The sequence below is a fragment of the Candidatus Rokuibacteriota bacterium genome (genome assembly GCA_016188005.1).
GTDB lineage: Bacteria > Methylomirabilota > Methylomirabilia > Rokubacteriales > CSP1-6 > UBA12499.
Genome location: JACPIQ010000028.1, coordinates 46983 through 70403, shown reverse-complemented (window position 1 = coordinate 70403; position 23421 = coordinate 46983). Strand labels below are relative to the sequence as shown.

The 23421-nt window shown below is 70.0% G+C and carries 24 protein-coding genes; 5 read left to right on the top strand and 19 right to left on the bottom strand.

The annotated features are described in order from the left end of the window. Nucleotides 1-3 precede the first annotated feature (3 nt). Both HYV93_06840 and HYV93_06835 read right to left on the bottom strand, forming a co-directional pair. Nucleotides 4-1380, bottom strand: coding sequence for a phosphomannomutase/phosphoglucomutase (locus HYV93_06840; protein MBI2525683.1), 1377 nt, complete (start codon nt 1378-1380; stop codon nt 4-6). A 9-nt stretch (nt 1381-1389) separates the two neighbouring features. Then, nucleotides 1390-1782: a RidA family protein gene (locus HYV93_06835; GenBank protein ID MBI2525682.1), complete on the bottom strand. Its 393-nt coding sequence runs from the start codon at nt 1780-1782 to the stop codon at nt 1390-1392. A 128-nt stretch (nt 1783-1910) separates the two neighbouring features. On the opposite strand from HYV93_06835, the gene HYV93_06830 reads away from it, so the two are divergent. Next, nucleotides 1911-2639, top strand: coding sequence for an alpha/beta fold hydrolase (locus HYV93_06830; protein MBI2525681.1), 729 nt, complete (start codon nt 1911-1913; stop codon nt 2637-2639). 31 nt (nt 2640-2670) lie between these two features. Here the strand turns inward: HYV93_06830 and HYV93_06825 are convergent, their stop codons facing one another. Together HYV93_06825 and HYV93_06820 are read right to left on the bottom strand one after the other, a co-directional pair. Further along, complete coding sequence (locus tag HYV93_06825) at nt 2671-3174, bottom strand: PilZ domain-containing protein (GenBank protein ID MBI2525680.1); 504 nt, start codon at nt 3172-3174, stop codon at nt 2671-2673. Next, on the bottom strand, nt 3162-3578 hold the full coding sequence (locus tag HYV93_06820) for a PilZ domain-containing protein (protein ID MBI2525679.1): 417 nt from the start codon (nt 3576-3578) through the stop codon (nt 3162-3164). Before HYV93_06820 ends, HYV93_06825 begins: the two co-directional genes overlap by 13 nt. A 206-nt stretch (nt 3579-3784) precedes the next feature. On the opposite strand from HYV93_06820, the gene HYV93_06815 reads away from it, so the two are divergent. Both HYV93_06815 and HYV93_06810 read left to right on the top strand, forming a co-directional pair. Further along, nucleotides 3785-4168, top strand: a complete 384-nt coding sequence (locus HYV93_06815; GenBank protein MBI2525678.1) for a carboxymuconolactone decarboxylase family protein — start codon at nt 3785-3787, stop codon at nt 4166-4168. Next, complete coding sequence (locus tag HYV93_06810; GenBank protein MBI2525677.1) at nt 4159-4932, top strand: hypothetical protein; 774 nt, start codon at nt 4159-4161, stop codon at nt 4930-4932. The genes HYV93_06815 and HYV93_06810 overlap by 10 nt, the downstream gene beginning before the upstream one ends. Nucleotides 4933-4980: 48 nt before the next feature. Here the strand turns inward: HYV93_06810 and HYV93_06805 are convergent, their stop codons facing one another. The 6 genes from HYV93_06805 to HYV93_06780 form a co-directional block, all read right to left on the bottom strand. Then, on the bottom strand, nt 4981-5712 hold the full coding sequence (locus HYV93_06805; protein ID MBI2525676.1) for an ABC transporter ATP-binding protein: 732 nt from the start codon (nt 5710-5712) through the stop codon (nt 4981-4983). Further along, entirely contained in the window at nt 5712-6452 is a 741-nt protein-coding gene (locus HYV93_06800; protein ID MBI2525675.1) for an ABC transporter ATP-binding protein, read from the bottom strand. Before HYV93_06800 ends, HYV93_06805 begins: the two co-directional genes overlap by 1 nt. Then, the gene (locus HYV93_06795; protein MBI2525674.1) at nt 6421-7398 is read right to left on the bottom strand and encodes a branched-chain amino acid ABC transporter permease; all 978 of its coding nucleotides are present in this window, start codon (nt 7396-7398) and stop codon (nt 6421-6423) included. Before HYV93_06795 ends, HYV93_06800 begins: the two co-directional genes overlap by 32 nt. Beyond that, nucleotides 7395-8261: a branched-chain amino acid ABC transporter permease gene (locus HYV93_06790; GenBank protein ID MBI2525673.1), complete on the bottom strand. Its 867-nt coding sequence runs from the start codon at nt 8259-8261 to the stop codon at nt 7395-7397. Before HYV93_06790 ends, HYV93_06795 begins: the two co-directional genes overlap by 4 nt. Before the next feature lie 16 nt (nt 8262-8277). Then, on the bottom strand, nt 8278-9537 hold the full coding sequence (locus HYV93_06785; GenBank protein MBI2525672.1) for an ABC transporter substrate-binding protein: 1260 nt from the start codon (nt 9535-9537) through the stop codon (nt 8278-8280). A 136-nt stretch (nt 9538-9673) separates the two neighbouring features. After that, nucleotides 9674-10642, bottom strand: a complete 969-nt coding sequence (locus HYV93_06780; GenBank protein MBI2525671.1) for an isocitrate lyase/PEP mutase family protein — start codon at nt 10640-10642, stop codon at nt 9674-9676. A gap of 249 nt (nt 10643-10891) precedes the next feature. On the opposite strand from HYV93_06780, the gene HYV93_06775 reads away from it, so the two are divergent. Continuing rightward, nucleotides 10892-11830, top strand: coding sequence for a LysR family transcriptional regulator (locus HYV93_06775; protein ID MBI2525670.1), 939 nt, complete (start codon nt 10892-10894; stop codon nt 11828-11830). A 9-nt stretch (nt 11831-11839) separates the two neighbouring features. On the opposite strand, the gene HYV93_06770 is transcribed toward HYV93_06775, so the two are convergent. Genes HYV93_06770 through HYV93_06760 form a run of 3 tightly spaced genes read right to left on the bottom strand, consistent with a single transcriptional unit; the run spans nt 11840 to nt 15268 of the window. Beyond that, entirely contained in the window at nt 11840-12754 is a 915-nt protein-coding gene (locus HYV93_06770; protein MBI2525669.1) for an ABC transporter permease, read from the bottom strand. After that, nucleotides 12751-13695: an ABC transporter permease gene (locus tag HYV93_06765; protein ID MBI2525668.1), complete on the bottom strand. Its 945-nt coding sequence runs from the start codon at nt 13693-13695 to the stop codon at nt 12751-12753. Before HYV93_06765 ends, HYV93_06770 begins: the two co-directional genes overlap by 4 nt. Nucleotides 13696-13720: 25 nt before the next feature. Continuing rightward, nucleotides 13721-15268, bottom strand: coding sequence for an ABC transporter substrate-binding protein (locus tag HYV93_06760; protein MBI2525667.1), 1548 nt, complete (start codon nt 15266-15268; stop codon nt 13721-13723). A gap of 269 nt (nt 15269-15537) precedes the next feature. Here HYV93_06760 and HYV93_06755 point away from each other — a divergent pair, with 269 nt between their 5' ends. Next, complete coding sequence (locus HYV93_06755; protein MBI2525666.1) at nt 15538-16530, top strand: hypothetical protein; 993 nt, start codon at nt 15538-15540, stop codon at nt 16528-16530. Between the two features lie 24 nt (nt 16531-16554). Here HYV93_06755 and HYV93_06750 read toward each other — a convergent pair whose 3' ends face one another. The 6 genes from HYV93_06750 to HYV93_06725 all read right to left on the bottom strand — a co-directional run bounded on the left by HYV93_06750 (nt 16555) and on the right by HYV93_06725 (nt 23380). Continuing rightward, nucleotides 16555-18081, bottom strand: a complete 1527-nt coding sequence (locus tag HYV93_06750; protein MBI2525665.1) for an AMP-binding protein — start codon at nt 18079-18081, stop codon at nt 16555-16557. Between the two features lie 25 nt (nt 18082-18106). After that, the gene (locus HYV93_06745; GenBank protein MBI2525664.1) at nt 18107-18961 is read right to left on the bottom strand and encodes an ABC transporter permease; all 855 of its coding nucleotides are present in this window, start codon (nt 18959-18961) and stop codon (nt 18107-18109) included. Between the two features lie 62 nt (nt 18962-19023). Then, complete coding sequence (locus HYV93_06740) at nt 19024-19965, bottom strand: ABC transporter permease (protein MBI2525663.1); 942 nt, start codon at nt 19963-19965, stop codon at nt 19024-19026. A gap of 51 nt (nt 19966-20016) precedes the next feature. Then, nucleotides 20017-21672, bottom strand: a complete 1656-nt coding sequence (locus HYV93_06735) for an ABC transporter substrate-binding protein (protein ID MBI2525662.1) — start codon at nt 21670-21672, stop codon at nt 20017-20019. A gap of 180 nt (nt 21673-21852) precedes the next feature. Then, entirely contained in the window at nt 21853-22233 is a 381-nt protein-coding gene (locus tag HYV93_06730) for an OB-fold domain-containing protein (GenBank protein MBI2525661.1), read from the bottom strand. Continuing rightward, nucleotides 22226-23380: a thiolase domain-containing protein gene (locus tag HYV93_06725; GenBank protein MBI2525660.1), complete on the bottom strand. Its 1155-nt coding sequence runs from the start codon at nt 23378-23380 to the stop codon at nt 22226-22228. Before HYV93_06725 ends, HYV93_06730 begins: the two co-directional genes overlap by 8 nt. Nucleotides 23381-23421 lie beyond the last annotated feature (41 nt).

Here is a 23421-nt window from a genome sequence, read left to right as displayed (position 1 = left end):
CGCTCAGGCCGGCAGGGTCACGAAGGGGTGGCGGCGGAGGGCGTCGTAGACGGTGGCCATCATCTCGCGGAGCCCCCGCTCGGTCTTCGCCTCGAACCGGAGGGTGAGGTACGGGTTGGTGTTGGAGGCCCGCACGAGTCCCCAGCCTTCGCGGAAGAGGATGCGCACGCCGTCGATGTCGATCGTCTCGTAGCGCCCCTTGAACTCCCGCGCCAGCTCCGCCACGACGTCGAACTTCTTCGCGTCGGCACAGGGCGCCTTGAGCTCGGGGGTGGCGAAGAGATGCGGCAGCGTGTCGAAGTGGGAGGAGACGGGCCGCGGGCTCCGCGAGCAGAGCTCGAGGAACTTGCACGAGGCCAGGATTCCGTCGTCCACGCCGTACCAGTTCTCGCCGAAGAACATGTGGCCCGAGACCTCGCCCCCGAGCAGGATCTTGTCCTCGCGCATCTTCCGCTTGAGATGGGAGTGGCCGGTCTTCCACATGACGGGCCGGCCTCCGTGCGCGCGGATGTCGTCCACGAGAACCTGGGAGGACTTGACGTCGAAGACGATCTCCGCCCCCGGGTGCCGCGTCAGGAGGTCCCGCGCCAGCAACGCCAGGATGAGGTCGGCCTCGTGGCGTCGGCCGCGCTCGTCCACCACGCCCATGCGGTCGGCGTCCCCGTCGTAGGCGATGCCCACGTCCGCCCGGGTCTCGAGGACGCGCGCGACGAGATCCCGCATGTTCTCCTCCATCTCGGGATCCGGCAGGTGGTTCGGGAACGAGCCGTCCGACTCGCAGTAGAGCTCGGTCACCTCGCACCCGAGCCGCCGGAGCAGCTCGGGGGCGAAGGAGCCGGCGATGCCGTTCCCCGCGTCCACCGCCACGCGCAGCGGGCGCGTCAGCTTCACGTGGGCGGCGATGGCGCCGAAGTAGTCCTCCCTGGGATCGCGCGCCGTCCGCCGGCCGGCGCCCTGCTCGAAGTCCTGGCGGCGGATGGCCGCGAGCAGCCCCTGGATCTCCTCCTCGGTGAGCGGTGCCGCCCCCGGGTGGACCATCTTGACGCCGTTGTCCGAGACCGGGTTGTGGCTGCCGGTGACCGTGGCGCCGCCGTCGAGCCCCCAGTGGGCGGTGGCGAAGTACAGGAGCGGCGTGTGGTTGACGCCGATGTCCACCACGTCGAGGCCTGTGCCGAGGCAGCCCCGGGCGAAGCCCTCCTTGAGCGCGGGGGAAGAGAGCCGGTTGTCCATGCCGAGGGCGATGCTGCGGCCGCCGTTGCGGCGGATGAGCGTGCCGTAGGCGCGCCCCACCTCCTCGAAGACCTCGGGCGTGATATCCAGGCCGACCTTCCCGCGCACGTCGTAGGCGCGGAAGATGAACGGGTTGATGTCGCCGGTCACGATCGTTCCTCAGACCACCGCGATGGCCTCGACCTCGATGAGCCAGTCGGGGTGCGCCAGGGCCGCCACCGCGACCAGCGTGGAGGCCGGCGTCTTCGGGCCGAAGAACTCCGTGCGCACCGGCTGAAGCTCCGCCCGATGACGCATGTCCGTGAGATAGGTGTTGAGCTTGACGACGCTGCCGAGCGTGCCCCCGCCCGCCTCCACCTGCGACCGGATCGCCTGGAACACCGCCCGCGCCTGGGCGGCGAAGTCGCCGCGGTGGGCCGGCTGGCCCTGGGCGTCATAGGCCACCTGGCCCGAGAGGAAGAGGATGGTCTGAGCGCCGGTGACCTTCACGGCCTGCGAGTACGCGGGCGGGTCGAAGACGTCCTTGGCGCAGTACCGCTCGATGGTGGCCATACGGGGCTCCTTGTCCTGACACTCGCTGCAGGTTGAGGGCCGGTCACGCCGCTGGCGTGTGCTATGGTGCTTGGCATCTACGCTAGAGGCCGCAGCCGCTGCAGTCAACCCCCAACACGGGCTTCGTGATGACCAAGCAATACGTGCTCGTTCACGGCGCCTGCCACGGCGCCTGGTGCTGGGACGCCGTCCGGGCGCTGTTGCGTCGGCGGGGCCATCAGGTGGTGACGCTGGACCTGCCCGGCCACGGCCGACGCGCCGGCGAGGTCCGCCGGGCGAGCGTGGAGAGCTACGCGCGCGCCGTGGCCGACGCCATGGCGCGCGAGGGGGTCGGGCGGGGCATCGTGGTCGGCCACTCCATGGGGGGCATCGTGATCCCCAAGGTGGCCGAGCTCTGCCCGGGGCGTGTCGCGCACCTGGTGTTCCTGGCCGCGGTGGTGGTGCCCGATGGCGGCAATCTCGCGGCGACCAATGCCACGGCTCCGGCGCGCGAGCTGCTCCGCGGCATGGTGGCGGGGCGCGGCGACGGCACCTTTCTCTACCCGGCGGAGACGGCGTGGGCCCGCTGGATGGGGGACTTGTCCCGCGATCATCCTCGGGCGCTCCGGGCGCTGTCGCTCCTGACCCCGCAGGCCATCCGGCCCTTCGTGGAACCGGTGGACCTGCGCGTCTTCTACGCGATGCGGGTGCCCCGGACCTACATCCGCTGCCTGGCCGATGTGGCAGTGCCGCCCGATCGCGCCGCGGGCTACGCCGCACGCCTGGGTGTGACCCCGGTGGACATGACGTGCGCCCACAACGCCATGCTCTCGGCACCGGGGGAGCTCACGCGGATCCTCGAGCGGATCGAGCCCTGACGGCGCCCCGTCCGGGCAGCCGGCGGGCCGCTCAGGCCGGTGGCGCGGCGGGCGGAGAGGCGGCGAGCAGGTCCGCCACGGTCTGGCAGAGCCGCTCACGGTGGACGGGGTCCACGCGGACGAACCTGATGCCGAGCCGCCCGGCCCCGGCGGAGCGGACCTCGCCCACCTCGACCTCGATGGGCGCCTCGTCCTCCGGCTCGAGGCTGAGGCGCACCAGCTCGCCGATGGGCACGGGCGCGTCCGTCTCGAGCCAGCAGCCGGCCACCGAGAGGTCGCGCACCGTGGCCTGGCTCTGGCGCCCCTGCCACACCACGGCCGCCCAGATGTTCGCTGCGACCCGGCTGAAGTCGCGGCGGTCCAGCTCCACACGGACGTAGCGCTCACCCCAGCGCAGGCGCTTGAACCGCAGCTCGCAGATCTGGCAGCGAAAGGGGTAGATGTAGGCGGCGCTCAGGAGCCGCTCGACGGCGCAGTCGCGCCCCACGCGGCGGACATGCGGGCTCCGGCACCTCGGGCAGGTCAGCGGGTCCATCGGCGTCCTCCTCGCTCGCGCAGGAACTTCCCGAGCCGCTCATCGTCGCCGCCTTTGACGCGGATGAACTGCAGGCCCAGCCGGCCCGACTGCACGGAGCGGACCACGGCCACCTCCACCGTGATGGGGGGCTCGGAGTCGTTGGGCTGTAGCGTCAGCTCGAGGGACTCGCCCGGGGCGACGGGCAGGTCCGCCTCGAGGGTCGCCCCGGCCTCGGAGAGGTCCCGTACGCGCCCCTGCCGCTCGCCGTCCTTCCAGAAGAGCGTGGTCCAGAAGTCCACCGGCAGGCGCTCGTGCCGGCGGCGGTCGGGCTGCGCCCGGACATAGCGCTCGCCCCACCGGAGGGCCTTGAAGCGGTGCTGGCAGACCTCGCAGCGGAACGGGTAGACGTAGCCCACGCTCATCAGGCGCTCGAGCAGGCCAACCCGGCTGGCCCGGCGGACCTGGTGGCTGCCGCATCGCCGACATCGCAGGGGCTTCTTGGATGACCTGGACACGTTCCCGCGAGTCTGGCAGATCGCCCCCGGCCCTGTCCAGGTACAATGCTCGGGCGGAGACATGCCCGACCGCGGGGCCCCGGAGGCCCGCGGCGGATCCCGGGAGGGGACCCATGGACGAGACGCTCAGGGAGACGACGAAGAAGACGGGGCAGATGCTCTTTCACACGCTCAAGGGAGGAGTGGGCTTCGAGACGTGGAAGAAGTTCGACAAGGGCCTCGCCAAGGAGCTCAGCCTGTTCTTCACCGGCAAGCTCTACAGCCGCGAGGTGATCTCGCAGAAGCAGCGGGAGCTCTGCGCGGTGGCCTCGCTCACCGTGCTGAACCGGCGGGCCGAGCTCCGCGCCCACGTCCACGCCGCGCTCAACGTGGGGGCCACGCGTCAGGAGGTGGCCGAGGTGATCTTCCAGCAGGTGACCTACGGTGGCATGCCCGTGGTCGTGGAGGCGCTGGAGGTTTGCAAGGCGGCGCTGGAGGAGCGCGGCGAGTGGGAGTGACGCCGTCCCACCCCACCGTCGCCGCGGCGCTCGCCGCCGCGCGGGCCGCCGGCGAGATCGCCATGAAGTACTATCGCGGCGGCTTCGAGGTCACGCTCAAGCCCGACCAGACGCCCGTGACCCAGGCCGACCGCGAGGGGGAGCAGGCCATCACGGCGATCCTCCGGCGCGCCTTCCCCGATCACGGCTTCCTGGGAGAGGAGTTCGGTCAGCAAGGGCCCACCGACCGGCGCTGGATCATCGATCCCATCGACGGGACCAGGAACTTCGTCCGCGGCATCCCCGTCTGGGCTGTCCTCATCGGGCTCGAGGAGCAGGGCGAGGTCACCACGGGCGTGGTGCTGAACCCGGCCAGCGGCGAGTGCTTCTGGGCGCGGAAGGGCGAGGGGGCCTTCTGCGACGGCGAGCGTCTCCGCGTCTCCGACCTCGACAGCCTGGAGGCGGCCACCGTGCTCCACTCCGACCTCAAGCTGCTCCGCGCGACGCCGTGCTGGGACGGCTTCGTCCGCCTGGTGGACGCGGCCTCCCGCACCCGCGGCTTCGGGGACTACTACGGCTATGGTCTCCTGGCCCAGGGACGAGCCGAGGTCTACGCCGAGGTCGATCTCAAGCCCTGGGACATCGCCGCCGTGAAGATCCTGGTGGAGGAGGCGGGCGGGCGGCTCACCGACTTCTCGGGATGCCCCACCATCTACGGCGGCAGCGTGCTCGCCAGCAACGGACGCTTGCACGACGCGGCCCTCCGCCTCCTCACCGGCCGCTGACCCCCGGCTCGACCGGCGCGTCCCGCCGTGGGCGTGGCCTCCGTCGGGTCAGCGCTGGGAGACGCCGAGGTACTGCGTCATGATCTCCTCGTTGCCGAGGATGCTGCGGCTGTTGCCCGAGAAGTGGATGCGCCCGTCATCGATGATGTGGTGCCAGTCCCCCACGTCCAGCGCCATGCGCGCGTTCTGCTCGGCCAGCAGCACCGTCACGCCTTCCCGCTTGATGCGGTGGAGGGTCTCCTGGATCGCGCGCACCACCAGCGGCGCCAGCCCCTCCGTGGGCTCGTCCATGAGGATGAGGCCGGTGCGCCCCAGCAGCGCGCGGGCGATGGCCAGCATCTGCAGCTCCCCACCTGACAGGGTCTGCCCCCGCTGGCGCCGCCGCTCGGCGAGCACCGGGAAGAGGGCGAAGACCTTCTCGATCTCGGCCCTGGGGTCGGGCACCTCGGCGCGGAGGAGCGCGAGGCGGAGGTTCTCCTCCACGGAGAGCGGTGGGAAGATGCCGCGCCCCTGCGGGACCAGCTTGATGCCCCGGCGGAAGATCTGCCAGGGGCGCAGGCCCGAGATGCGCGTCCCCCGGAAGGTGATGGCGCCGGAGCGGGGCGGGGTGAGGCCCATGATGGTCCGCATGGCGGTGGTCTTGCCCGCCCCGTTCCGTCCCAGGAGGCAGGTCACCGTGCCCTCGCCCACCGTGAGCCCGAGGTCGAAGAGGATGTGGCTCGGGCCATAGTAGGTGTTGACGCCCTCGAGGGCCAGCGCGGGGCCGGGACCCGGCGCCATCAGAGATCCCCCAGGTACACGCGGCGCACCTCGGGGTCGCGGGCCACCTCGGCCGGGGTGCCCTCCGCGATCTTCCGGCCGAAGGCCATGACGGCCACCCGGTGGGAGAGACCCATGACGAGGTCCATGTCGTGCTCGATGATGAGCACCGTGACCCGCCGCGCGATCTCCCCGATGAGCGTCATGGTGCGGCCCGTCTCCACGGCCGACATGCCGGAGGTGGGCTCGTCGAGCAGCAGCAGCTCGGGCCCCGTCGCCAGCGTCATCGCGATCTCCAGGTGGCGCTGGTCGCCGTGGGAGAGCGTCTGCGCGAGCCGGTCTCGCAGCGCGCTGAGCCCCACCTGGGCCAGCGCGGCCTCGGCCCGGTCGGCCGCCCCGGCGAGACGCTCGGCGGGGCGCCAGGGGGAGAGGGCGCCGGGCTCGTGGGCCTGGGCGGCGAGCCGCACGTTCTCCCGCACGCTGAGCGCGGGGAAGACATTCGTGATCTGGAACGAGCGCGCCAGGCCCAGCCGCGCGATGGCGTCGGGGGTCAGCCCCGTGATGGGCCGCTCCTTGAAGAGGATGCGTCCGGCGTCCAGGGGGAGCCGGCCCGTGATCAGGTTGAACAGGGTCGTCTTGCCGGCGCCGTTGGGCCCGATCACCGAGGTGATGCGCCCCGCCTCGACGGTGAGCTCGAGGTCCTCGATGACCTGGAGGCTCCCGAAGGCCTTACGGAGCCCGCTGAGTCTCAGCAGAGCCACGGAGGGCCCCCAGGCGCCGCGCGATGCCGGCGAAGCCGGTCGGCGAGAAGAGCACGCAGGCCGCGTAGATCAGCCCCATGACGAGGAGCCAGCGCTCCGCGAGCCAGGAGGAGAGGAAGTCCCCCAGCACGATGACGAAGGCGGCGCCCGCCATGGGCCCTACCAGCGTGCCCATGCCGCCGAGCAGCGCCATGAGCAGCACCTCGCCCGACACGCTCCAGTGGTAGAGCGTTGGGGCGACGAAGCTCTGGAAGGAAGCCAGCAGGGCCCCGCCCACCCCGGCGAAGACGCCGGAGATCAGGAAGGCGCGGCGGAGGCAGCGGGTGACGTCGTAGCCGAGGAAGCGGGCGCGCTCCTCGTTCTCGCGGATGCCGACCAGCACGCGCCCGAAGGCGGAGGCCGCGATCCGGCGTGCCACGAGGAACGCCGCCGCGGCCATGGCGAGCGCGAAGTAGTAGAAGACGCTGCGGCGGTCGAGGTCCAATGGCAGCCGGCCCGTCAGCCAGAGGGACGGGGGCGGGATGCCGGGCAGGCCGTTGGCCGCCCCCGCCCACTCCCAGGAGTTCACCGCGTGGTAGGCGAACTGGGCGAAGGCGAATGTGAGGAAGACGAAGTAGATCTCCCGCGCCCGGATGGAGAGGAAGCCCACGATGAGGGCGAGGAGGGCGCTCACCGCGATGGCCACGGCCAGCGCCACCCACACGGAGGTCGTGACATGCTTGAGCGTGAGCGCGGCGGCGTAGGCGCCTGAGCCGAAGAACATCGCGTGGCCGAAGGAGATCAAACCGCCGTAGCCCGCCAGGAGATCGAAGCCGAGCAGGAGGATCACGAAGGCCAGGACGCGGATCGCCAGCGAGAGGTAGAAGTCCGAGTAGAGCGTGCCCGCCCCGAGCGGGAGTGCCAGGAGGGCCAGCAGCACGCCGGCCGCGGCGAGCCGGGCGGTCACGCGTCCCTCACGAGCCCCTCCGGGCGCCAGAGAAGGATCGCGGCCATGACGATCCAGACGATGAACTTGGCGAGACCCGGCAGGAGCTGGGCGCCGAAGGACTCCGCCGTGCCGAGGATCAGCGAGCCGATGACGGCGCCGCGGAAGCTGCCGAGCCCGCCGATGACCACGACGATGAGGGCGCTCGTGATGAGATCGAGATCCATCTCGGGGTTCACGTTGCGCATGGCGCCCATGACGACGCCCGCTACGGCGGCGAGCCCCGCGCCCACGGCGAAGACGCCGCTGACCAGCGCGCGCGTGTTGATGCCGAAGGCCTCGACCATCTCCATGTTGTGCAGCCCCGCCCGGAGCACGGCCCCCCAGACGGAGCGCTCGATGAAGAGCCAGAGCGCCGCGGCCAGACAGACGCTGAAGACGAGCACGAAGAGGCGGAAGGTCGGGTAGGCGATGCCGAGGATCGAGACGAACCCACGCAGGTAGGGGGGCGTCGAGATGGACACCGTGTCCCCGCCCCAGAGCATGAGCACGAGGTTGGAGAAGACGAGGCTCAGCGCGAAGGTGAGGAAGAGCTGGTAGAGGGGATTGAGCCCGTAGAGGGGGCGCAGCGTGAAGCGCTCCATCAGCATCGCGCCGGCCGTCACCACGAGCGGCGCCACCGCGAGGGCGGCCCAGAAGGAGCCGGTGACCATCACCAGCGAGTAGCCGACGTAGGCCCCCAGCATGCAGAAGGAGCCGTGGGAGAAGTTGACGACGCCGACGACCCCGAAGATGAGCGACAGCCCCGACGAGATGAGGATCAGCGCCGAGGCGATCGTGAGGCCGTAGAGGAAGTTGGTGAGGAGGACCTCGGGGGAGGCCACGCAGGCCCGCCCGGCCCTACAGCTTGCAGGCGCCTCCGGGCCCCGAGGCGTCCCATGGGGTCCCCATGGCGCCGAGGTTCTTGATCGGGATGGACCGGTACTCGTTGCCGACCTTCTGGATCTGGCGGATGTTCAGCGGGTGCTTGATCACGTGGTTGGGGCCGAAGGAGCACTCGCCCCGCGGTCCCACCCACCGGCGCTTGCCGATGGCGTCGATCATCTTCTCGTTGTCGTTGTCGGGGACCCCGCCGGCCGCATCCAGCCCGTGCACGATGCAGGTACCCACGTCGTGGCCGATGGCGTGGGCGTCATCCACCAGCTCCTCCGGGGCGAACTTCTTGAAGTCGGCGACGAAGTCCTGGTTCTCCTTGTGGGTCAGCCAGTGCGAGTAGTGGATGATGTCGTAGTGCCCGACTCCCGCCTCGCCCATCGCCCGGGCCTGGACGTCGGAGAAGCCGCCGATGGTCTGCACCATGACGATCCCGTCGCGCTTGAGGCCGAACTCGTCGAACTGCTTGGCGAGCGCCACGAGGTCGCTGCCGCCGACGAAGCCGGTGACGACCTTGGGCCGGGGGCTGGCGTTCTTGATCTGGGCGATGTACGGGGCGAACTCGCTGTTGCCCAGCGGGGGGAAGGTCGTGCCGACGATGCGCCCGCCGCCCTTCTTGATGCCCTCGTCCATCCAGCGGACGATGTCCCGGCCGGTGATGTAGTCCGAGCCGATCAGGAAGACGTCCTTCCCGAGCGTCTCGAGGACCCACGGCACCACCGGCGCGCTCACGCTCCAGATCGTGTGGCCCACCATGAACGTGTAACGGCTGCAGTTCTCGCCGGCGATCTTCACGTTGCCGCCGTAGACGAGGAGCATGAGCTTCTTCTTGGTCTTGCAGTACTCCGAGACGGCGAGCCCCTCGTGCCCCGCCACCGGGCCCACCAGGACGTCCACGCCCTCCCGTTCCACCAGCCGCTGGGCCTTCTGGACGGCCACGTCCGGCTTGACCTGGCTGTCCTCGATGAAGAACTTCACGCGGTCGCGGTACTTCGACTTCTCGAAGGCAAGGCGAATGGCCAGCTCGCTGCGCTTGCCCACCACGGAGAACACGCCGGAATAGGCCGACACGATGCCGACCTTGATCGGGCGGCTCTGGGCGCGGGCCACGTTGACGGACGCGGGGAAGGGCCCGGCCAGGGCAGCGGCCGCGGTGGCACCGGAGGCGGTCTTGAGGAAGGCGCGGCGGGTGACGGGAGAGGGCTGGCTCTCGGCCTTCTTGCTCATGGGGCGTGCCTCCTCGAGTGGCGACGGTGTGGGTGAAGGGCGTCGCTATCCTAGAGGCAGGCCCGCCGGCGAGTCAAGGGTAGACCGCCCGCTCCCCTCCGGGGAGCCGGGGAGCGGGCGGGGCCGGGCTGAGCGTCTAGCGGTGCCCTTCGGCGAAGCCGTCGGAGGCCTTGAGGCGCTCCTCGGTGCCGGGGATGTACTTGTGCTCGTACTCCTGGAAGAGCGCGACGCGGGACATGACGTGGTGGCTCTCCGTGGGATGGCCGGCCTTGAGGCGCTCCAGCGTCCACTGGGCCTGCTCCTCGTTCTTGACCAGCTCGTGCATGTGGTTCCACACCGAGTACATGGCGGCGTGAGCGCCGTAGAGCGTGATGAAGATGAACTTGTAGCCGAGCTCCCCCAGCTCCCGGAAGGTCAGCGGGTCGGGGTCCCGGTGCCAGCGGAAGGAAGAGGAGTAGTTGAAGGACAGCGGGAGCTGTGGGTGGGTCTTCCGCATCGCGCGGGCGAACTCGATGGCAGGGCCCCGGTCGGAGCTGGACAGCTCGCACCACACCGAGTCCACGCCGGCATCGGCGTAGGCCCGGCCGCGCCAGATGGCCTCCTCCATGCTGCCGCCGACGGCGCCGAAGGCGTCGGTGCGGGCGATGATGACGAAGTCGCGGTCCAGCCGGTTGCGCTCGTCGAGGGCGGCCCTGTACTTGCCGAGGGCCTCCTCGCGGCCGAGGATGGTCTTGCCGGCGATGTGACCGCAGCGCTTGGGGAAGCGCTGGTCCTCGAGGTGGATGCCGGCGACGCCGGTCTTGACGAACTCGGCGACGGTGCGCATGGTGCTGAGCGCGTTGCCGTAGCCGTCATCGGCGTCGGCGATGATGGGCACCTCCACGGCCGAGGCCACCATGGAGGCGGTCTTGGCCACCTCGGTCATGGTGAGCAGGCCCATGTCGGGCCAGCCGTTCATCATGGCCACCGAGTAGCCGCTGAGATAGATGGACTTCATCCCCGCGCGCTCGGCGATCTGGGCGTCCAGCGGTGAGTAGATGCCGCCCGTGAACAGATACGGCTCGTCCTGCAGCAGCTCCCGGAAGACCTTCCCCTTGCTCTCCATGTCTTTCCCCTCGCTCGGGCTGTCGCCGCCGGCGCGATCCGTGTGGTCCGCCCGGCGACGGTGGGTGGTGGTGGTGTGGATCGGGTTCCCGTGGGATGAGTCTGCCGACTCATGCGAGGTAGGCCAAACGCAACATTTCTATCGCCCTGATAAAGTAAGTTTATAGTCAGTGGCCAAGTCGTATGCCTGGCTGATGCTATAATTCTCGTGTATCGACGTAAATATCCGCATCAAGGAAGTGAATCGGACGTGGAGATCGGGCAGATCGAGGCGTTCCTGGCGGTGGGGACCTACGGCGGCTTCCGCCGGGCGGCCGAGGCGCTCAACATCAGCCAGCCTGCCGTGAGCGCGCGCATCAAGGCCCTCGAGGACTCCCTGCGCGTGGCACTCTTCGAGCGCGGCCGCGGCGGGCTGGCCCTGTCCGCCGCGGGCCGTGCCTTCAAGCCCCACGCAGAGCAGCTCCTGCGCGCGGCCGCGCTGGCGCGCCAGGCCGTCCACGACCTCCGCCAGGGCAGCGCCGGCACGCTCCAGATCGCCGCTGCGCTCTCCATCTGCACCTACCTCCTCCCCGACGTCCTCCACCGCTTCCAGGCCGGGCATCCCGCCGTGATGATCACCGTGCGCTCCGGGCACTCGAAGGAGGTGCTGGAGATGGTGCTCCGGGGAGAGGCGGAGCTGGGCGTCGCCCGCTCCCTCCATCATCCGGGGGTGGAGACCGTGAGCCTCCGGGAGGATCCGCTCACCCTGGTGGGGCGCGCCGCCTCCTGGCCGCCGCGGTCACGGCGGGCCGCGCTCGAGGAGATCGCTGACCGTCCGCTCATCTTCTTCGACCGCGGCTCCAGCGACTGGACGCTGAGCCACGGGCTCTTCCGCCGTGCGGGCCTCGTCCCCAACGTGGTGCTCGAGGTGGAGACCATCGAGACGGCAAAGCGGATGGTGGACCGGGGGATGGGGCTCGCCTTCCTCCCGCTCCTGGCGGTGGCGCAGGAGATCCGTCAGCGGCGCCTGGTGTCCATCGAGATCTCGGACGCAGAGCCCATCGCCCGGAGCCTGGATGTGATCCACCCCCGCCAGCGGCCGCTGGGCCCGGAGGCGCTGGCGCTGCTCACCACGCTGCGCGAGGCCGTCACCGACTTGACGAAGCCCGCCGCGCGGCCCCAGACGCCCGCCCGGGTGCGGCCGCGGTAGGGCGCGGGCTCAGCCCTCGCGCGAAGCCCCCTGCACCCCCCGCAGCCGCGGATCCAGGAGGTCGCGGAGCCCGTCCCCGAAGAGGTTGAGCCCCAGGATGCCCGCCATGATGGCCGCGCCCGGGAACACGATCAGCCACGGCGCCTGCTGCAGGTACAGTCGCCCCTCCGCCAGCACGTTGCCCCACGACGGGATCTGGGGCGGGACCCCCACGCCGAGGAAGGACAGGGCGGCCTCGCCGAGGACGGCGGCCGCGAAGATGAAGGTTCCCTGCACGATCACCGGCGAGAGGCAGTTGGGGAGGATGTGACGCAGCAGGATCCGCGTGTCGGGGATGCCGAGGGCGCGGGCGGCCTCCACGTAGGCGGTCTCGCGGACCACGAGCACCGAGCCGCGGACGATCCGTGCCACGCGCGGGACGTAGACCACGCCCAGCGCCGTGATGACGTTGAGCACGCTCGGGCCCAGGGAGGCCATGAGGGCGATGGCGAGGATGATCCCCGGGAAGGCCATGAGCCCGTCCATGACACGCATGAGCGGGTTATCGAGGGCGCGGTAGAAGCCTCCCAGCAGCCCGAAGACGAGGCCGCCCGCGCAGGCCAGCAGCACCACCGAGCCCCCCACCAGCATCGAGAGGCGCGCGCCGTGCACGACGCGGCTCCACACGTCACGGCCCACGTGGTCGGTGCCGAACCAGTGTGCGGCCGTGGGGGCCGAGAGCCGGGCCCGGACGTCCAGCAACTGCGGGTCCAGGCGCGCCACAGCCGGAGCCGACAGCGCGACCAGCAGGTTCAGCGCGACCAGCAGCGCGCCCAGGACGGCGGTCCTGCGCCTGAGGAAGGCGCGGAGCCCGAGCCAGCGGGGGGGCGCGACGACAGCGAGGACCCCAGGGGGCGCGGCAGGGGCGGAAGCCTCACGTGTCACCGATACCGGATCCTCGGGTCGAGGGTCAGGTAGGCCAGGTCCACGAGGAGGTTGACCAGGGTGTAGGCGACGGCGATCAGCAGCACCACGCCCTGGATCACCGGGTAGTCCCGGCGGAGCACAGCGGAGATGATGAGCCGCCCGAGCCCCGGGATGTTGAAGACGGTCTCGATGACGACGGCGCCGCCGATCAGGATCGCCAGCGTGATGCCGATCACCGTGAGGGTCGGGATGATGGCGTTCTTGAGCGCGTGCTTGTAGACGACGGCGCGCTCTCCGAGCCCCTTGGAGCGGCTGGCCAGGATGTACTGCTCCCGCAGGACATCCAGCATGCTCGAGCGCGTGATGCGGGCGATGAGCGCCGACTGGACGAGGCCCAGGGACACGGCGGGCATCAGGAGCGAGCGCAGGTTGGGCCACACCCCCGACTCGAGCGGCGCGTAGCCCGCCACGGGGAGCCAGCCCAACCAGACGCCGAAGACCAGGATCATGAGGAGCCCCAGGAGGAAGCTCGGCACCGAGAGCCCGACCAGCGCCAGCGCCATGAAGGACTGGTCCAGGGCCGAGTTGTGGTAGCGCGCCGAGAGGACGCCCGCGGGGATCCCGATGAGCACGGCGATGAGCGTCGCCCAGCCGGTGAGCAGCAGCGTGGGCTCGAGCCGCTCGACGATGGCCTCGCTGACGGGCCGGCGCAGGAAGATGGAATCCCCCAGGTCGCCGGCGAGCAGGCGCCCGTACCACTTGACGAGCTGCAGCGGCAGCGGCTGGTCGAGCCCGAGCTGGTGGTGGAGCCGGGTGATGTCGTCCTGCGTCGCGTAGGGGCCCGCGATGACGCTGGCCGGGTCCCCCGGGGCCAGGTGGATGAGAACGAAGGCCACCGTGGCGACCACGAGCATGACCGGAACCACCGCGAGGAGACGCCGGAGGAGATAGACCTTCATGCGGCCGGCCCCGCGGCGCCCCGGCCTACCGCGCGAGCCAGACGTTCCAGAAGGTCAGGAAGGGACTCGCGCGGAAGCCGCGGAGCTCCTTGCGCGTCACGTCCATGAGGAAGTAGTCGCCGAGCTTGACGCGCCCCACGTCATCGTAGAAGATGCCCTGGAGCCGCTCGATCATCGCGCGGCGCTTCCTGGGGTCGCCCTCCCGGAGCATCTCGCCGAGCAGGCGCTCCTTCTCCTCGAGGCACCACCAGCCCGGCCAGTTGCACTGGATCGCCGTCGCCAGCGCCGGGTCCGCCCGCAGCGTGAAGCCGGTGGAGAAGATGTCGAAGAGCTCGGGCTTGTTCCGGCGCTGGACGAGGGTCGCCCAGTCGAGGACCTGCAGATCCACCTTGAAGCCCGCCTCTTCCATCTGCTGCCTGGCGACCAGGGCCGTGTTGTACATCCAGTCGTACTCCTTGGTCGTGATCCAGCGGACGGGCTCGCCCTTGTAGCCCGCCTCCTTGAGGAGCGCCCGTGCCCGCTCCCGGCTCTTCTGGTTATAGCCCGTGACCCCCGACTGGGAGTGCGCGAGCCCCTGCTCGGGATAGAAGAGGGCCCCGTCCAGCCGGTAGAAGGCCTTGTTGCCCACGCCGGCGGCCATGATCGGATCCATGTCCAGCGCGGCCAGGAAGGCCTGGCGGACCTTCTTGTTCGTCATGATGCCCTGCTTGTGGTTCGGCACCGCCGTGATCCAGCCGTAAGGCTTCACGACCCCCGCCTCGAGCGCGGGGTTCCGCTTGAGCCGCTCGTGCTGGTCCTGCTTGATGTTCTGCCCGAAGTGGTACTCGCCGGTCTCCACGCCGGCCAGCCGCACCGCGACGTCGGGGACGGGGATGAAGAGGATCTCGTCGGCGTGGGCGATGCGCTTCCCGCCCCAGCCGTGGGCCGGCTCCGGCCGGGCCGCGTAGTCCTTGAAGCGCGCCAGCTTGATGTGCCGGTCGGCCTTGTGCTCCACGAAGCGATAAGGGCCGGTGCCGATGAACTCCTTGATCTGCCCGTCGCCGGCCGCCGCCATCACCTCCCTGGGGTAGATGGCCGCCGCGTTGTTGGGCTCGGCCAGGCCGTAGAGGAGCGAGCCCGACGGCTCCTTGAGGTGGATGACGACGGTGTAGGGGTCCCGGGCCTCCACCACCTCCACCCTCTTCCAGAGGAGCTTGCCGGAGGTGCCCATCTTCCCCCAGCGCTGGAGGGAGGGGACCACATCCGCCGACGTCATCTCCTTGCCGTTGTGGAACTTGACCCCCTTGCGGAGCGTGATCGTGTAGCGCCGACCGCCGTCGGCGACCGAGTGACCCTCGGCCAGCATGGGGATGGGGCTGAAGGACTTGTCGTAGGTGTAGAGCGTCTCGTAGATGTGCCAGGTGATCTGCTGCACGATCACGGCTGTCGTCCAGTGCAGGTCCAGCGACGGCGGCTCGCCGATCATGGCGGCCTTGATCACGCCGCCGGCCCGGGGGGTCTCCTGGGCCGTGGTCGCCGGCGCGGAAACGAGCGAGGCAAGGAGCGCGAGCACGGTCAGGGCCTTGGTGGTCATGGCGTCACGCCTCCGCATCTGCCCCGGCAAGGGGGCGGTCAGGGCCTGGGTTCGCCAACTGTAGGGCAGGCCAAGCCACTTGACAAGTCGGGGCATCGGCCTGTTGAATTATTGCCGCCATGAGACGTGCACGTCGGGTGGCGCGCTGGGGAGTCCTGGCTGTCTCGTTCCTCAGCCTGAGCTGGGGGGCTCAGGGAGCCGAGACGGACTCCCACGGCCATGGGCGCGATCGGGACGCCCCCTCGGCGGTCGTGACGGAGAGGGGGCCGGTGACCCTGCCGGCCGTGGCGAACCCGCACGAGACCGGCAAGAGCCCGCTGGGGCACTATCCGGAGCGCGTGTATGTGCCGAACACGATCGCGAACACCGTGCACGTGATCGATCCGAAGACCTTTCAGATCATCGGAACCTATCCGACCGGCAAGGAGCCCCATCACGTCACCCCGTCGTGGGATCTCGCCCGGCTCTACGTCAACAACACGAAGGGCAATTCCCTGACGGTCATCGATCCGTCGACCGGGAAGGTCGTGGGCGAGGTCCCGGTACCCGATCCCTACAACCTCTACTTCACGCCGGATGGCAAGTACGCGGTCGTGGTAGCGGAGCGCTACCGGCGGCTCGACTTCCGCGATCCGCGGACGTGGACGCTCGTGAAGAGCGTGCCGATTCCGCAGCCGGGCGTGGATCATCTGGCCTTCTCGCGGGACGGCAGCTACCTCGTGGCCAGCACGGAGTATTCGGGCTGGCTCGTGAAGGTCGACATCATCAGGCTCGAAGTGGTGGCCACGATGAAGGTGGGCGGGTTGCCGATCGACGTCGTGCGGGTGCCCGGGAGCCATCTCCTGTACGTCGCGAATCAGAAGAAGCACGGCGTCCACGTGATCGATCCGGAGCTGTGGAAGCAGGTCTCCTTCATCCCCACGGGGAAGGGCACGCACGGCATCCTCATGAGCCACGATCGGAAGTCGCTCTACGTGAGCAACCGTCTGGGTGGATCCATTTCCATCATCGACGTCGGGTCGAGGACGGTGGTCAGGGAGTGGAAGATCGGCGGCAGCCCGGACATGGGGCAGCTCTCGCCCGACGGCAAGCAGTTCTGGATCACCGGCCGGTACCACGGCGAGGTGGCCGTCATCGACACGACGACCGGCGAGGTGATCCGCTCGATCCGTACCGATCCCGGCCCCCACGGGCTCACCTACTTCCCGACGTCGAAGGCCGCCCACTCCGTGGGCCACAACGGAATCTACCTGGAGGACTGAGGCGTCAGGGCCGGGCCCCCGCGCTCAGATGCGAGCGGCGCGTCCGGCCCAGTAGGGGTCGCGCAGCTCGCGCTTGATGAGCTTGCCCGCGGGGTCGCGGGGGAAGTCCCGGTGCAGGGACACCTCGCGGGGGACCTTGTAGTCGGCCATGTGCTGGCGCGCGAAGGCGATGACCTCGCCGGCCCCCAGCGCCGCGCCGGGACGCGGCTGGACGGCGGCGTGGACGCGCTCGCCCCACTCATCGTCCGGCACGCCGAAGACAGCGACATCCTGGACCGCCGGATGCCGGTGGAGCACGTCCTCGATCTCCGCCGGGTAGATGTTCACGCCGCCCGAGATGATCATGTCGCGCCTACGGTCGCAGATGTAGACGAAGCCTTCCGCGTCCATGGAGGCGACGTCGCCCACCGAGACCCAGTCACCGCGCTCCGTTTCCCGCGTCGCCTCCGCGTCCTTGTAGTAGCCGTCGAACATGCCGGCATAGCGACGGACGTGCAGCTCGCCGGGCTGCCCCGCCGGGAGCGAGCGTCCCTCGTCGTCGAGAATGGCGACCTCGATGCCGGGCGCGGCCCGGCCGCAGGACCCGGGCTTCCGCAGGACGTCCTCGGGACGGAGGATCGTGTTGATGCTGAGCTCGGTGGAGCCATAGAACTCGTAGAGCACCGGGCCGAAGTAGCGCATCGCCTCTTCCTTCACGCGCATCGGGCAGGGGGCCGCCGCCACCACGAGCACCCGCAGGGACGAGACGTCGTAGCGGCGGCGCACGGGCTCGGGCAGGTCGACGATGCGCTTCACCAGGGTCGGCGCCATGAAGGTGCTGGTGCAGCGGTGGCGCTCGATGGTCCGGAGCGCCGCCTCGGGGTCGAAGCTCGGCATGACGACGACGCTGCCGCCCAGCATGTGGGTGAAGAGCGCGAAGCCGCCCGGCGCCGAGTGGTACATGGGGCCCGCGACGAGGTGGACGTGGCTCGGGTCGGTGAGATCGAGCGCCTGCATGAACCCGAGCACGATGGCGGGATTCACCGCCCCCCGCAGCGCGCCCTTGGGCTTCCCCGTGGTGCCGCCCGTGTAGATCATCGAGCCGCCGACCGCCGCGCCCGCCGCCGGCGGCGTGTGCGGGCCGCCGCGCTGGATCAGGTCGTCGAGGTGAAGCGCCCAGGGCCGCCGCGCCCCGCCCATGAGGATCCAGTGCCGCACCTTCCCGGCGCCCGGGCGCACCTGCTCGACCACGGGGATGAACGAGTCGTCGGCGGCGACGATCACGCCGTCGGAGTGGTCGAGGATATAGGCGACCTCCTCGGCCACCAGCCGGTGGTTCATGGGGACGGGAATGGCCCCCAGCGCCCGGGCCCCCGCCGGGGCGAGGAGGGCCTCGAGGGAGTTGTGGGCGTAGACGATCATCTTCTCGCCCGCCGACAATCCCAGCCCCGCGAGCGAATGGGCCAGGCGATTGCGCCGCTCCAGGAACTCCGCCCAGGTCCACGCGCGCTCGCCCTCGGTGAGGCAGACGGCCTGGGGCTTGCTCGCGGCGTGGAGGGCGATGAAGTCCATGGGCGCTCCGTCCGCGCGCGCCTAGCTAGCGGATGCGCCCGCCGCCGGCGCCGCGGAGGCGCGGGTCGAGGACGTCCCGCAGGGCATCGCCCAGCATGTTGAAGCCGAACACCGCCAGCGAGATGGCGGCGCCGGGCCAGATGGCCATCCACGGCGCCCGGTACATGTACGAGCGACCGGAGCCGGAGAGCATGGCGCCCCAGGATGGGTAGGGGGGCGGCACGCCGAAGCCCAGGAAGGACAGGGCCGACTCGGCCAGGATGGCGCCGCCGAGGCCGATGGTGGCGAGGATGATGATGGTCGCCGCGACGTTGGGGAGGACGTGGCGGAGCATGAGCCGGAGGTGCCCCGCGCCCATCGCGCGGGCCGCCTCGATGTAGGCATTCTGGAGGACCGAGATGGTGGCCCCACGGATCACGCGCGAGGCCGCGGCGGCGCCGAGGACGCCGAGCGCCAGGATCACGTTCAGGAGGCCCGGCCCGAGCACCGCCATGAGCGACAGGATCACCACCAGGAACGGGAAGGACTGCCAGGCGTCCACGACTCGCTGCACGGCGATGTCGTACTTGCCCCCGAAGTAGCCGCTGGTGATGCCGATGACCGTGGCGAGAGCGTTGCCGAGCAGCACGGCTCCGAAGCCCACCGTGACGGACACGCGCGCCCCGTACACCACGCGGCTCCAGATGTCCCGGCTCAGGTTGTCGGTGCCCATCCAGAACGCGGTGCCGGGAGGCTTCATGCGGGCCCCGCGGATGGTCTCGTCGTAGGCGTACGGCGCGATCCAGTGGGCGAAGAGCGCCATGGCGATCATGCCGAGCACCACGACCGCGCCAAGGGCCCCGAGCGGCTTCCGGCGGCAGAAGAGCCAGAGGCTTCGCATGGGGTCAGGTCTTGCAATCCAACACGTGGCCCCTCCGATGTCGTAATGCAAGACCTGACCCCCTAGTAGCGGATCCGGGGGTCCAGCCAGGCGTAGGCCGCGTCGACGACGAGGTTGATCAGGACGACGACGGAGACGATGAGCAGGTTCACCCCCTGGATCACCGGGTAGTCGCGCTGGTTGATGGCGTCGAAGAGGAAGCGGCCCATCCCGGGCAGCCCGAAGATGGACTCGAAGATCACTGTCCCGCCCAGGATCTGCGCCACCTGGATGCCGAGCACGGTGATCACCGGGATCAGCGCGTTCTTCAAGCTGTGCTTGAATACCACGATGCGCTCGCGGAGCCCCTTGGCCCAGGCCGTGCGCACGTAGTCCTGGCGGAGCACCTCGAGCAGCATGGCCCGGGTGAGACGCATGACGGCCGCGGCCGAGGCCAGCGCGAGGATGAAGGCCGGGAGAAGGAACTGGCTCACATGCGCCCACGGGTCCTTCGAGAACTCCGTGAAGTGGATGGGCGGGCTCCAGCCCCACCAGATCGCCGGCAGGAGCACCACGAGCGTGGCGATCCAGAAGCCGGGCACCGACAGGCCCAGGATCGCCATGCTCCGCGCGGCATAGTCGGCGAGGGTGTCTTGGCGGGTGGCGGAGACGATGCCGACGGGAACCGCCATCACGAGGGCGAAGCCGAGGGCCAGGAGCCCGAGCTCGAGGCTCACCGGCAGGCGGCTCCAGAGCTCCGCGATGACCGGGCGCCTCGTCCAGAGCGATTCCCCGAGGTCCCCGCGGGCCACGCGACCGAGCCACTCGAAGTACTGCACGTGCAGGGGCCGGTCGAGGCCGAGCTTGGCGCGGAGGGAGTCGAGATCCTTGGCGTAGGCCTTCTCCTCGAGCATGAGTTGCACCACGTCGCCCGGGATGAGGCGCGGAAGCGAGAAGACGATCACCGAGGCGATCAGGAGCGATGGGATCGCCACGAGCAGGCGCCGCAGGACGTACTGCCGCATCAGACGGTCGGGGCGGGCGCCCGCGGCGCCCGCCCGGGGCCCCGACTCACGCTAACGGTCGAGCCACGCCGCCATGAGCCGCCCGCCGTAGTCATAGCCGAGGTTCGACCCGTAGTTCTTGAGCGCGCCGTCCCAGACGCCGATGTAGACGCCCGACGCGAGCTGGACGTAGTACTGCTGGGTGGCCAGGTAGCGCTGGATCTCGTGGATGATCTCGCGGCGCTTGGCCGGGTCCATGGTGCGCCGCTGGCGGACCAGCATGTCGGCGACGACGGGGTCGTTGCTGTGGCTCTGGTTCTTCCGCTCGCCAGGGTAGTACTGGCCGAACAGGAAGTTGTCGGGCTCGAGGAAGGGCGTCTGGGGGCCAAACGCCATCGAGGGGAAGTTGCCGTAGAAGCAGGTGGAGACGTAGGCGCCGTACTCTTTCTGCTCGAGCTTGGCGTCGATGCCCACGTCCTTGAAGTACTTGATCACGAGCTGCGCCGAGTCCACCACCACCGTCGACCCGTAGGTCGCGAAGCAGATGGTGCCGGGGAAGCCGCTGGGGTAGCCGGCCTCCGCCAGGAGCCGCTTCGCCTCCTTCGGGTCGTACTTGTAGTACTTGGCCCCCTCGCCGAGCTGGCTCACGGGGAGCGCCCAGTCCTTGAGGGCGGCAGGGACGGGCGGGTTCATGACGCCGACGCCCTCGGCGACCGCATCGAGGATGCCCTGACGGTCGATGGCCAGCGACATCGCCCGGCGGACGCGGACGTCGCTGAAGGGCTTCTGGTCGGCGCGCATGGAGATGTGGCCCATGACGTTGGCCGGGAACTCCTGCAGCTTGAGAGTGGGCCGCTTCTGCTTGAGCGTGTCCTTGATCTGCACCCAGTCGGTCCGGTTGATCACGCCCGGGAACTCCCAGCCCACGTCGTACTTGCCGGCCAGGAAGGCGGCCATGCGGGAGGCGTTGTCCTCGTCCACGATGATCTCGACGCGGTCGATGTACGGCAGCCCCGGCACGAAGTAGTGGGGATTCCGCACGAGCGTCAGCCCCACGTTGGGCCGGTAGCTGTCGAGCATCCAGGGGCCGGTGCCGATCACCGACTCGTGCTTCTTGAGGTCGCCGTACTTGTCCACGACCTCCTTGGCGATGATCCCGGTGGCGATGGGGTTGGCCAGCATGTCGAGGAACCAGGCGAAGGGCTGCTTGAGGGTGAACTTGATCGTGTGCGTGTCGAGGACCTCGACCTTGTCCAGGTCCTTGAGCATGTAGGCGTTGGCGTTTCCCTTCACCGTCAGGAAACGCTCGATGGTGTAGCGGACATCCTCGGCGGTGAGCTCGCGGCCGTTGACGGGGGGCTTGGGGTGGAACCTGACGCCGCGGCGGAGCTTGAAGACGTAGGTGGTGTCGTTGGGCTGGCTCCAGGACTCGGCCAGGTCGCCCTCGATCGGGAAGGTCCCGGGCACGACGCCGGGACCGGCCTTGTGCTTGAGGAGCCGGCTGTGGGTGAAGCCCAGCACGCCATGGGTCTTGTAGGAGATGGTCAGCATGTGGTCGAAGTGGGGCGGGTCCCACATCCTGAGCGTGATGGTGCCGCCACGCTTGGGGGTCTGGGCCGCGACCGGGCGGGGCCCGGTGGCCAGGGCTGCGCCCGCCAGGGCGGCGCCGCCGAGCCTGAGGAGGTCACGTCGGGTGAGGTCCATGAGGCCTGGGGTCGTGGGGGTCATGGGCGTCCTCCCTCGTCTGCCTGGATGCGCGATGCGGGTGCGACCGGGCGAACCTGGCGACACTGTGGCCGCGAGGGGGCCGCAAGTCAAGAGCCAGCTTGCGGCGAAGGCCGGGGGTGTGCTGCCGGCATCGCTGCTGCCGGCCAGCCGAGGATAGGGAGGAGGCGCGCGGGAGCGGGGTCAGGCCGGGCCGAAACCGACGACGGTCTGCTCGTTCTTGACCAGGGGCCGGAACCGGACGGGCAGACCCACGCGGAGCGACTCGAGCGGGAGATCCACCACGCGGCCGAGGAGAGAGACCCCCTCGGTGAGCTTCACCACGGCCACGGCGTAGGGCGTCTCGCCGGCATGCCCGCGGGGCGCGACGCGGATGACGGTGAAGGAAGAGATAGCGCCTTCGCCCGTGAGCGGCACTGAGACCCACTTCCGCTCTTGGCAGGCGGGGCAGAACTCCTTCGGCGGCATGGCGAGCTCGCCGCACTGGCCGCAGCGGATGGCGGTGAGGCGTCCGGCGCGGACCTCCTCGAAGAAACTCTTCAGCGTGATCACGCGCTCAGTCACGGCCGAACAGGCTGACGAGGACCGTGGCGGTGTTGCCGCCCAGGGTGTGGGTGAGTCCGATGCGGGCCCCGTCCACCTGGCGGGGACCCGCCTCGCCGCGGAGCTGGGTGACGATCTCGCAGATCTGCGCGGCGCCCGTCGCGCCGATGGGATGCCCCTTGGACTTGAGCCCGCCGGACGGGTTGACCGGGATCTTGCCGCCGAGGCTCGTCCACCCCTTCTCGGCCGCGATGCCGCCCGTGCCGGGCTCGAAGAAGCCGAGCCCCTCCGTGGCCACGATCTCGGCGATGGTGAAGCAGTCGTGCAGCTCGACCACGTGGACGTCCTCGGGGCCCTTGCCGGCCTGGCGGTAGGCATCCCGGGCCGCGCGCTCGGTGGCCGTGACCCGGGCGAGATCGCGCTTCTCGTGCATGAACATCGTGTCCGAGGCCGCCGCCGAGCCGAGCACCCAGACCGGGCGCCGGTGCTTGCGCGCCACCTCTTCCGAGACGAGGACCACGGCGGCGGCGCCGTCCGTGAAGGGACAGCAGTCGAAGAGCTTGAGGGGGTCGGCGACGTAAGCACTCCTGAGGACGGTCTCGAGGGTGATCTCCTTCCGGAACTGCGCTTTGGGGTTGTGGACCCCGTGCCGGTGGTTCTTGACGGCCACGTGCGCCATCTGCTCCTCGGTGGTCCCGTGCTTCTCCATGTGGGCGCGCGCGATGAGGGCAAAGACGCCGGGGAAGGTGAGCCCCACGGGCTGCTCCCACGTGGCGTCGGAGCAGTAGGTGAAGTACTCCGTGGCGTGGTCCGTGGGGACGTTGAGCACCCGCTCGGCCCCGCCTACCAGGACCACGTCCGCGATGCCGGCCGAGACTTCCATCAGCGCGTGGCGGAAGGCGGCGTGACTCGTCGCGCAGGCGGTCTCGAAGCGCGTGGTGGGAATGTCGGTGAGGCCCAGCAGGGTGGCGGCCAGGGGACTCGAGTGCAGCTGGTGCTCCCCCTCGCCGCCGGTGACGTTGCCGTAGTAGAGGGCCTGGATGCGGGAGGGGGCGATCTCGGCATCCACGATGGCCTCGCCGGCCGCCTCGGCGAACAGCTCCGCGCTGGTGCGGTCGTGCTTCCCGAACCTGGTCAGTCCCACCCCGATCACGGCGACTCGGCGCATGCGGCTCCCCCCGGGGTTGATGGCGCTACGACACCTCCCGC

What these genes read in the sequence shown, in the direction of transcription:
- HYV93_06825 (MBI2525680.1), bottom strand. Translation starts at nt 3,174, where the DNA reads ATGGACCCGCTGACCTGCCCGAGGTGCCGGAGCCCGCATGTCCGCCGC.
- HYV93_06760 (MBI2525667.1), bottom strand. Translation starts at nt 15,268, where the DNA reads ATGACCACCAAGGCCCTGACCGTGCTCGCGCTCCTTGCCTCGCTCGTT.
- HYV93_06735 (MBI2525662.1), bottom strand. Translation starts at nt 21,672, where the DNA reads ATGACCCCCACGACCCCAGGCCTCATGGACCTCACCCGACGTGACCTC.
- HYV93_06805 (MBI2525676.1), bottom strand. Translation starts at nt 5,712, where the DNA reads ATGGCGCCGGGTCCCGGCCCCGCGCTGGCCCTCGAGGGCGTCAACACC.
- HYV93_06820 (MBI2525679.1), bottom strand. Translation starts at nt 3,578, where the DNA reads ATGAGCGTGGGCTACGTCTACCCGTTCCGCTGCGAGGTCTGCCAGCAC.
- HYV93_06725 (MBI2525660.1), bottom strand. Translation starts at nt 23,380, where the DNA reads ATGCGCCGAGTCGCCGTGATCGGGGTGGGACTGACCAGGTTCGGGAAG.
- HYV93_06835 (MBI2525682.1), bottom strand. Translation starts at nt 1,782, where the DNA reads ATGGCCACCATCGAGCGGTACTGCGCCAAGGACGTCTTCGACCCGCCC.
- HYV93_06785 (MBI2525672.1), bottom strand. Translation starts at nt 9,537, where the DNA reads ATGAGCAAGAAGGCCGAGAGCCAGCCCTCTCCCGTCACCCGCCGCGCC.
- HYV93_06740 (MBI2525663.1), bottom strand. Translation starts at nt 19,965, where the DNA reads ATGCGGCAGTACGTCCTGCGGCGCCTGCTCGTGGCGATCCCATCGCTC.
- HYV93_06815 (MBI2525678.1), top strand. Translation starts at nt 3,785, where the DNA reads ATGGACGAGACGCTCAGGGAGACGACGAAGAAGACGGGGCAGATGCTC.
- HYV93_06765 (MBI2525668.1), bottom strand. Translation starts at nt 13,695, where the DNA reads ATGAAGGTCTATCTCCTCCGGCGTCTCCTCGCGGTGGTTCCGGTCATG.
- HYV93_06750 (MBI2525665.1), bottom strand. Translation starts at nt 18,081, where the DNA reads ATGGACTTCATCGCCCTCCACGCCGCGAGCAAGCCCCAGGCCGTCTGC.
- HYV93_06830 (MBI2525681.1), top strand. Translation starts at nt 1,911, where the DNA reads ATGACCAAGCAATACGTGCTCGTTCACGGCGCCTGCCACGGCGCCTGG.
- HYV93_06780 (MBI2525671.1), bottom strand. Translation starts at nt 10,642, where the DNA reads ATGGAGAGCAAGGGGAAGGTCTTCCGGGAGCTGCTGCAGGACGAGCCG.
- HYV93_06745 (MBI2525664.1), bottom strand. Translation starts at nt 18,961, where the DNA reads ATGCGAAGCCTCTGGCTCTTCTGCCGCCGGAAGCCGCTCGGGGCCCTT.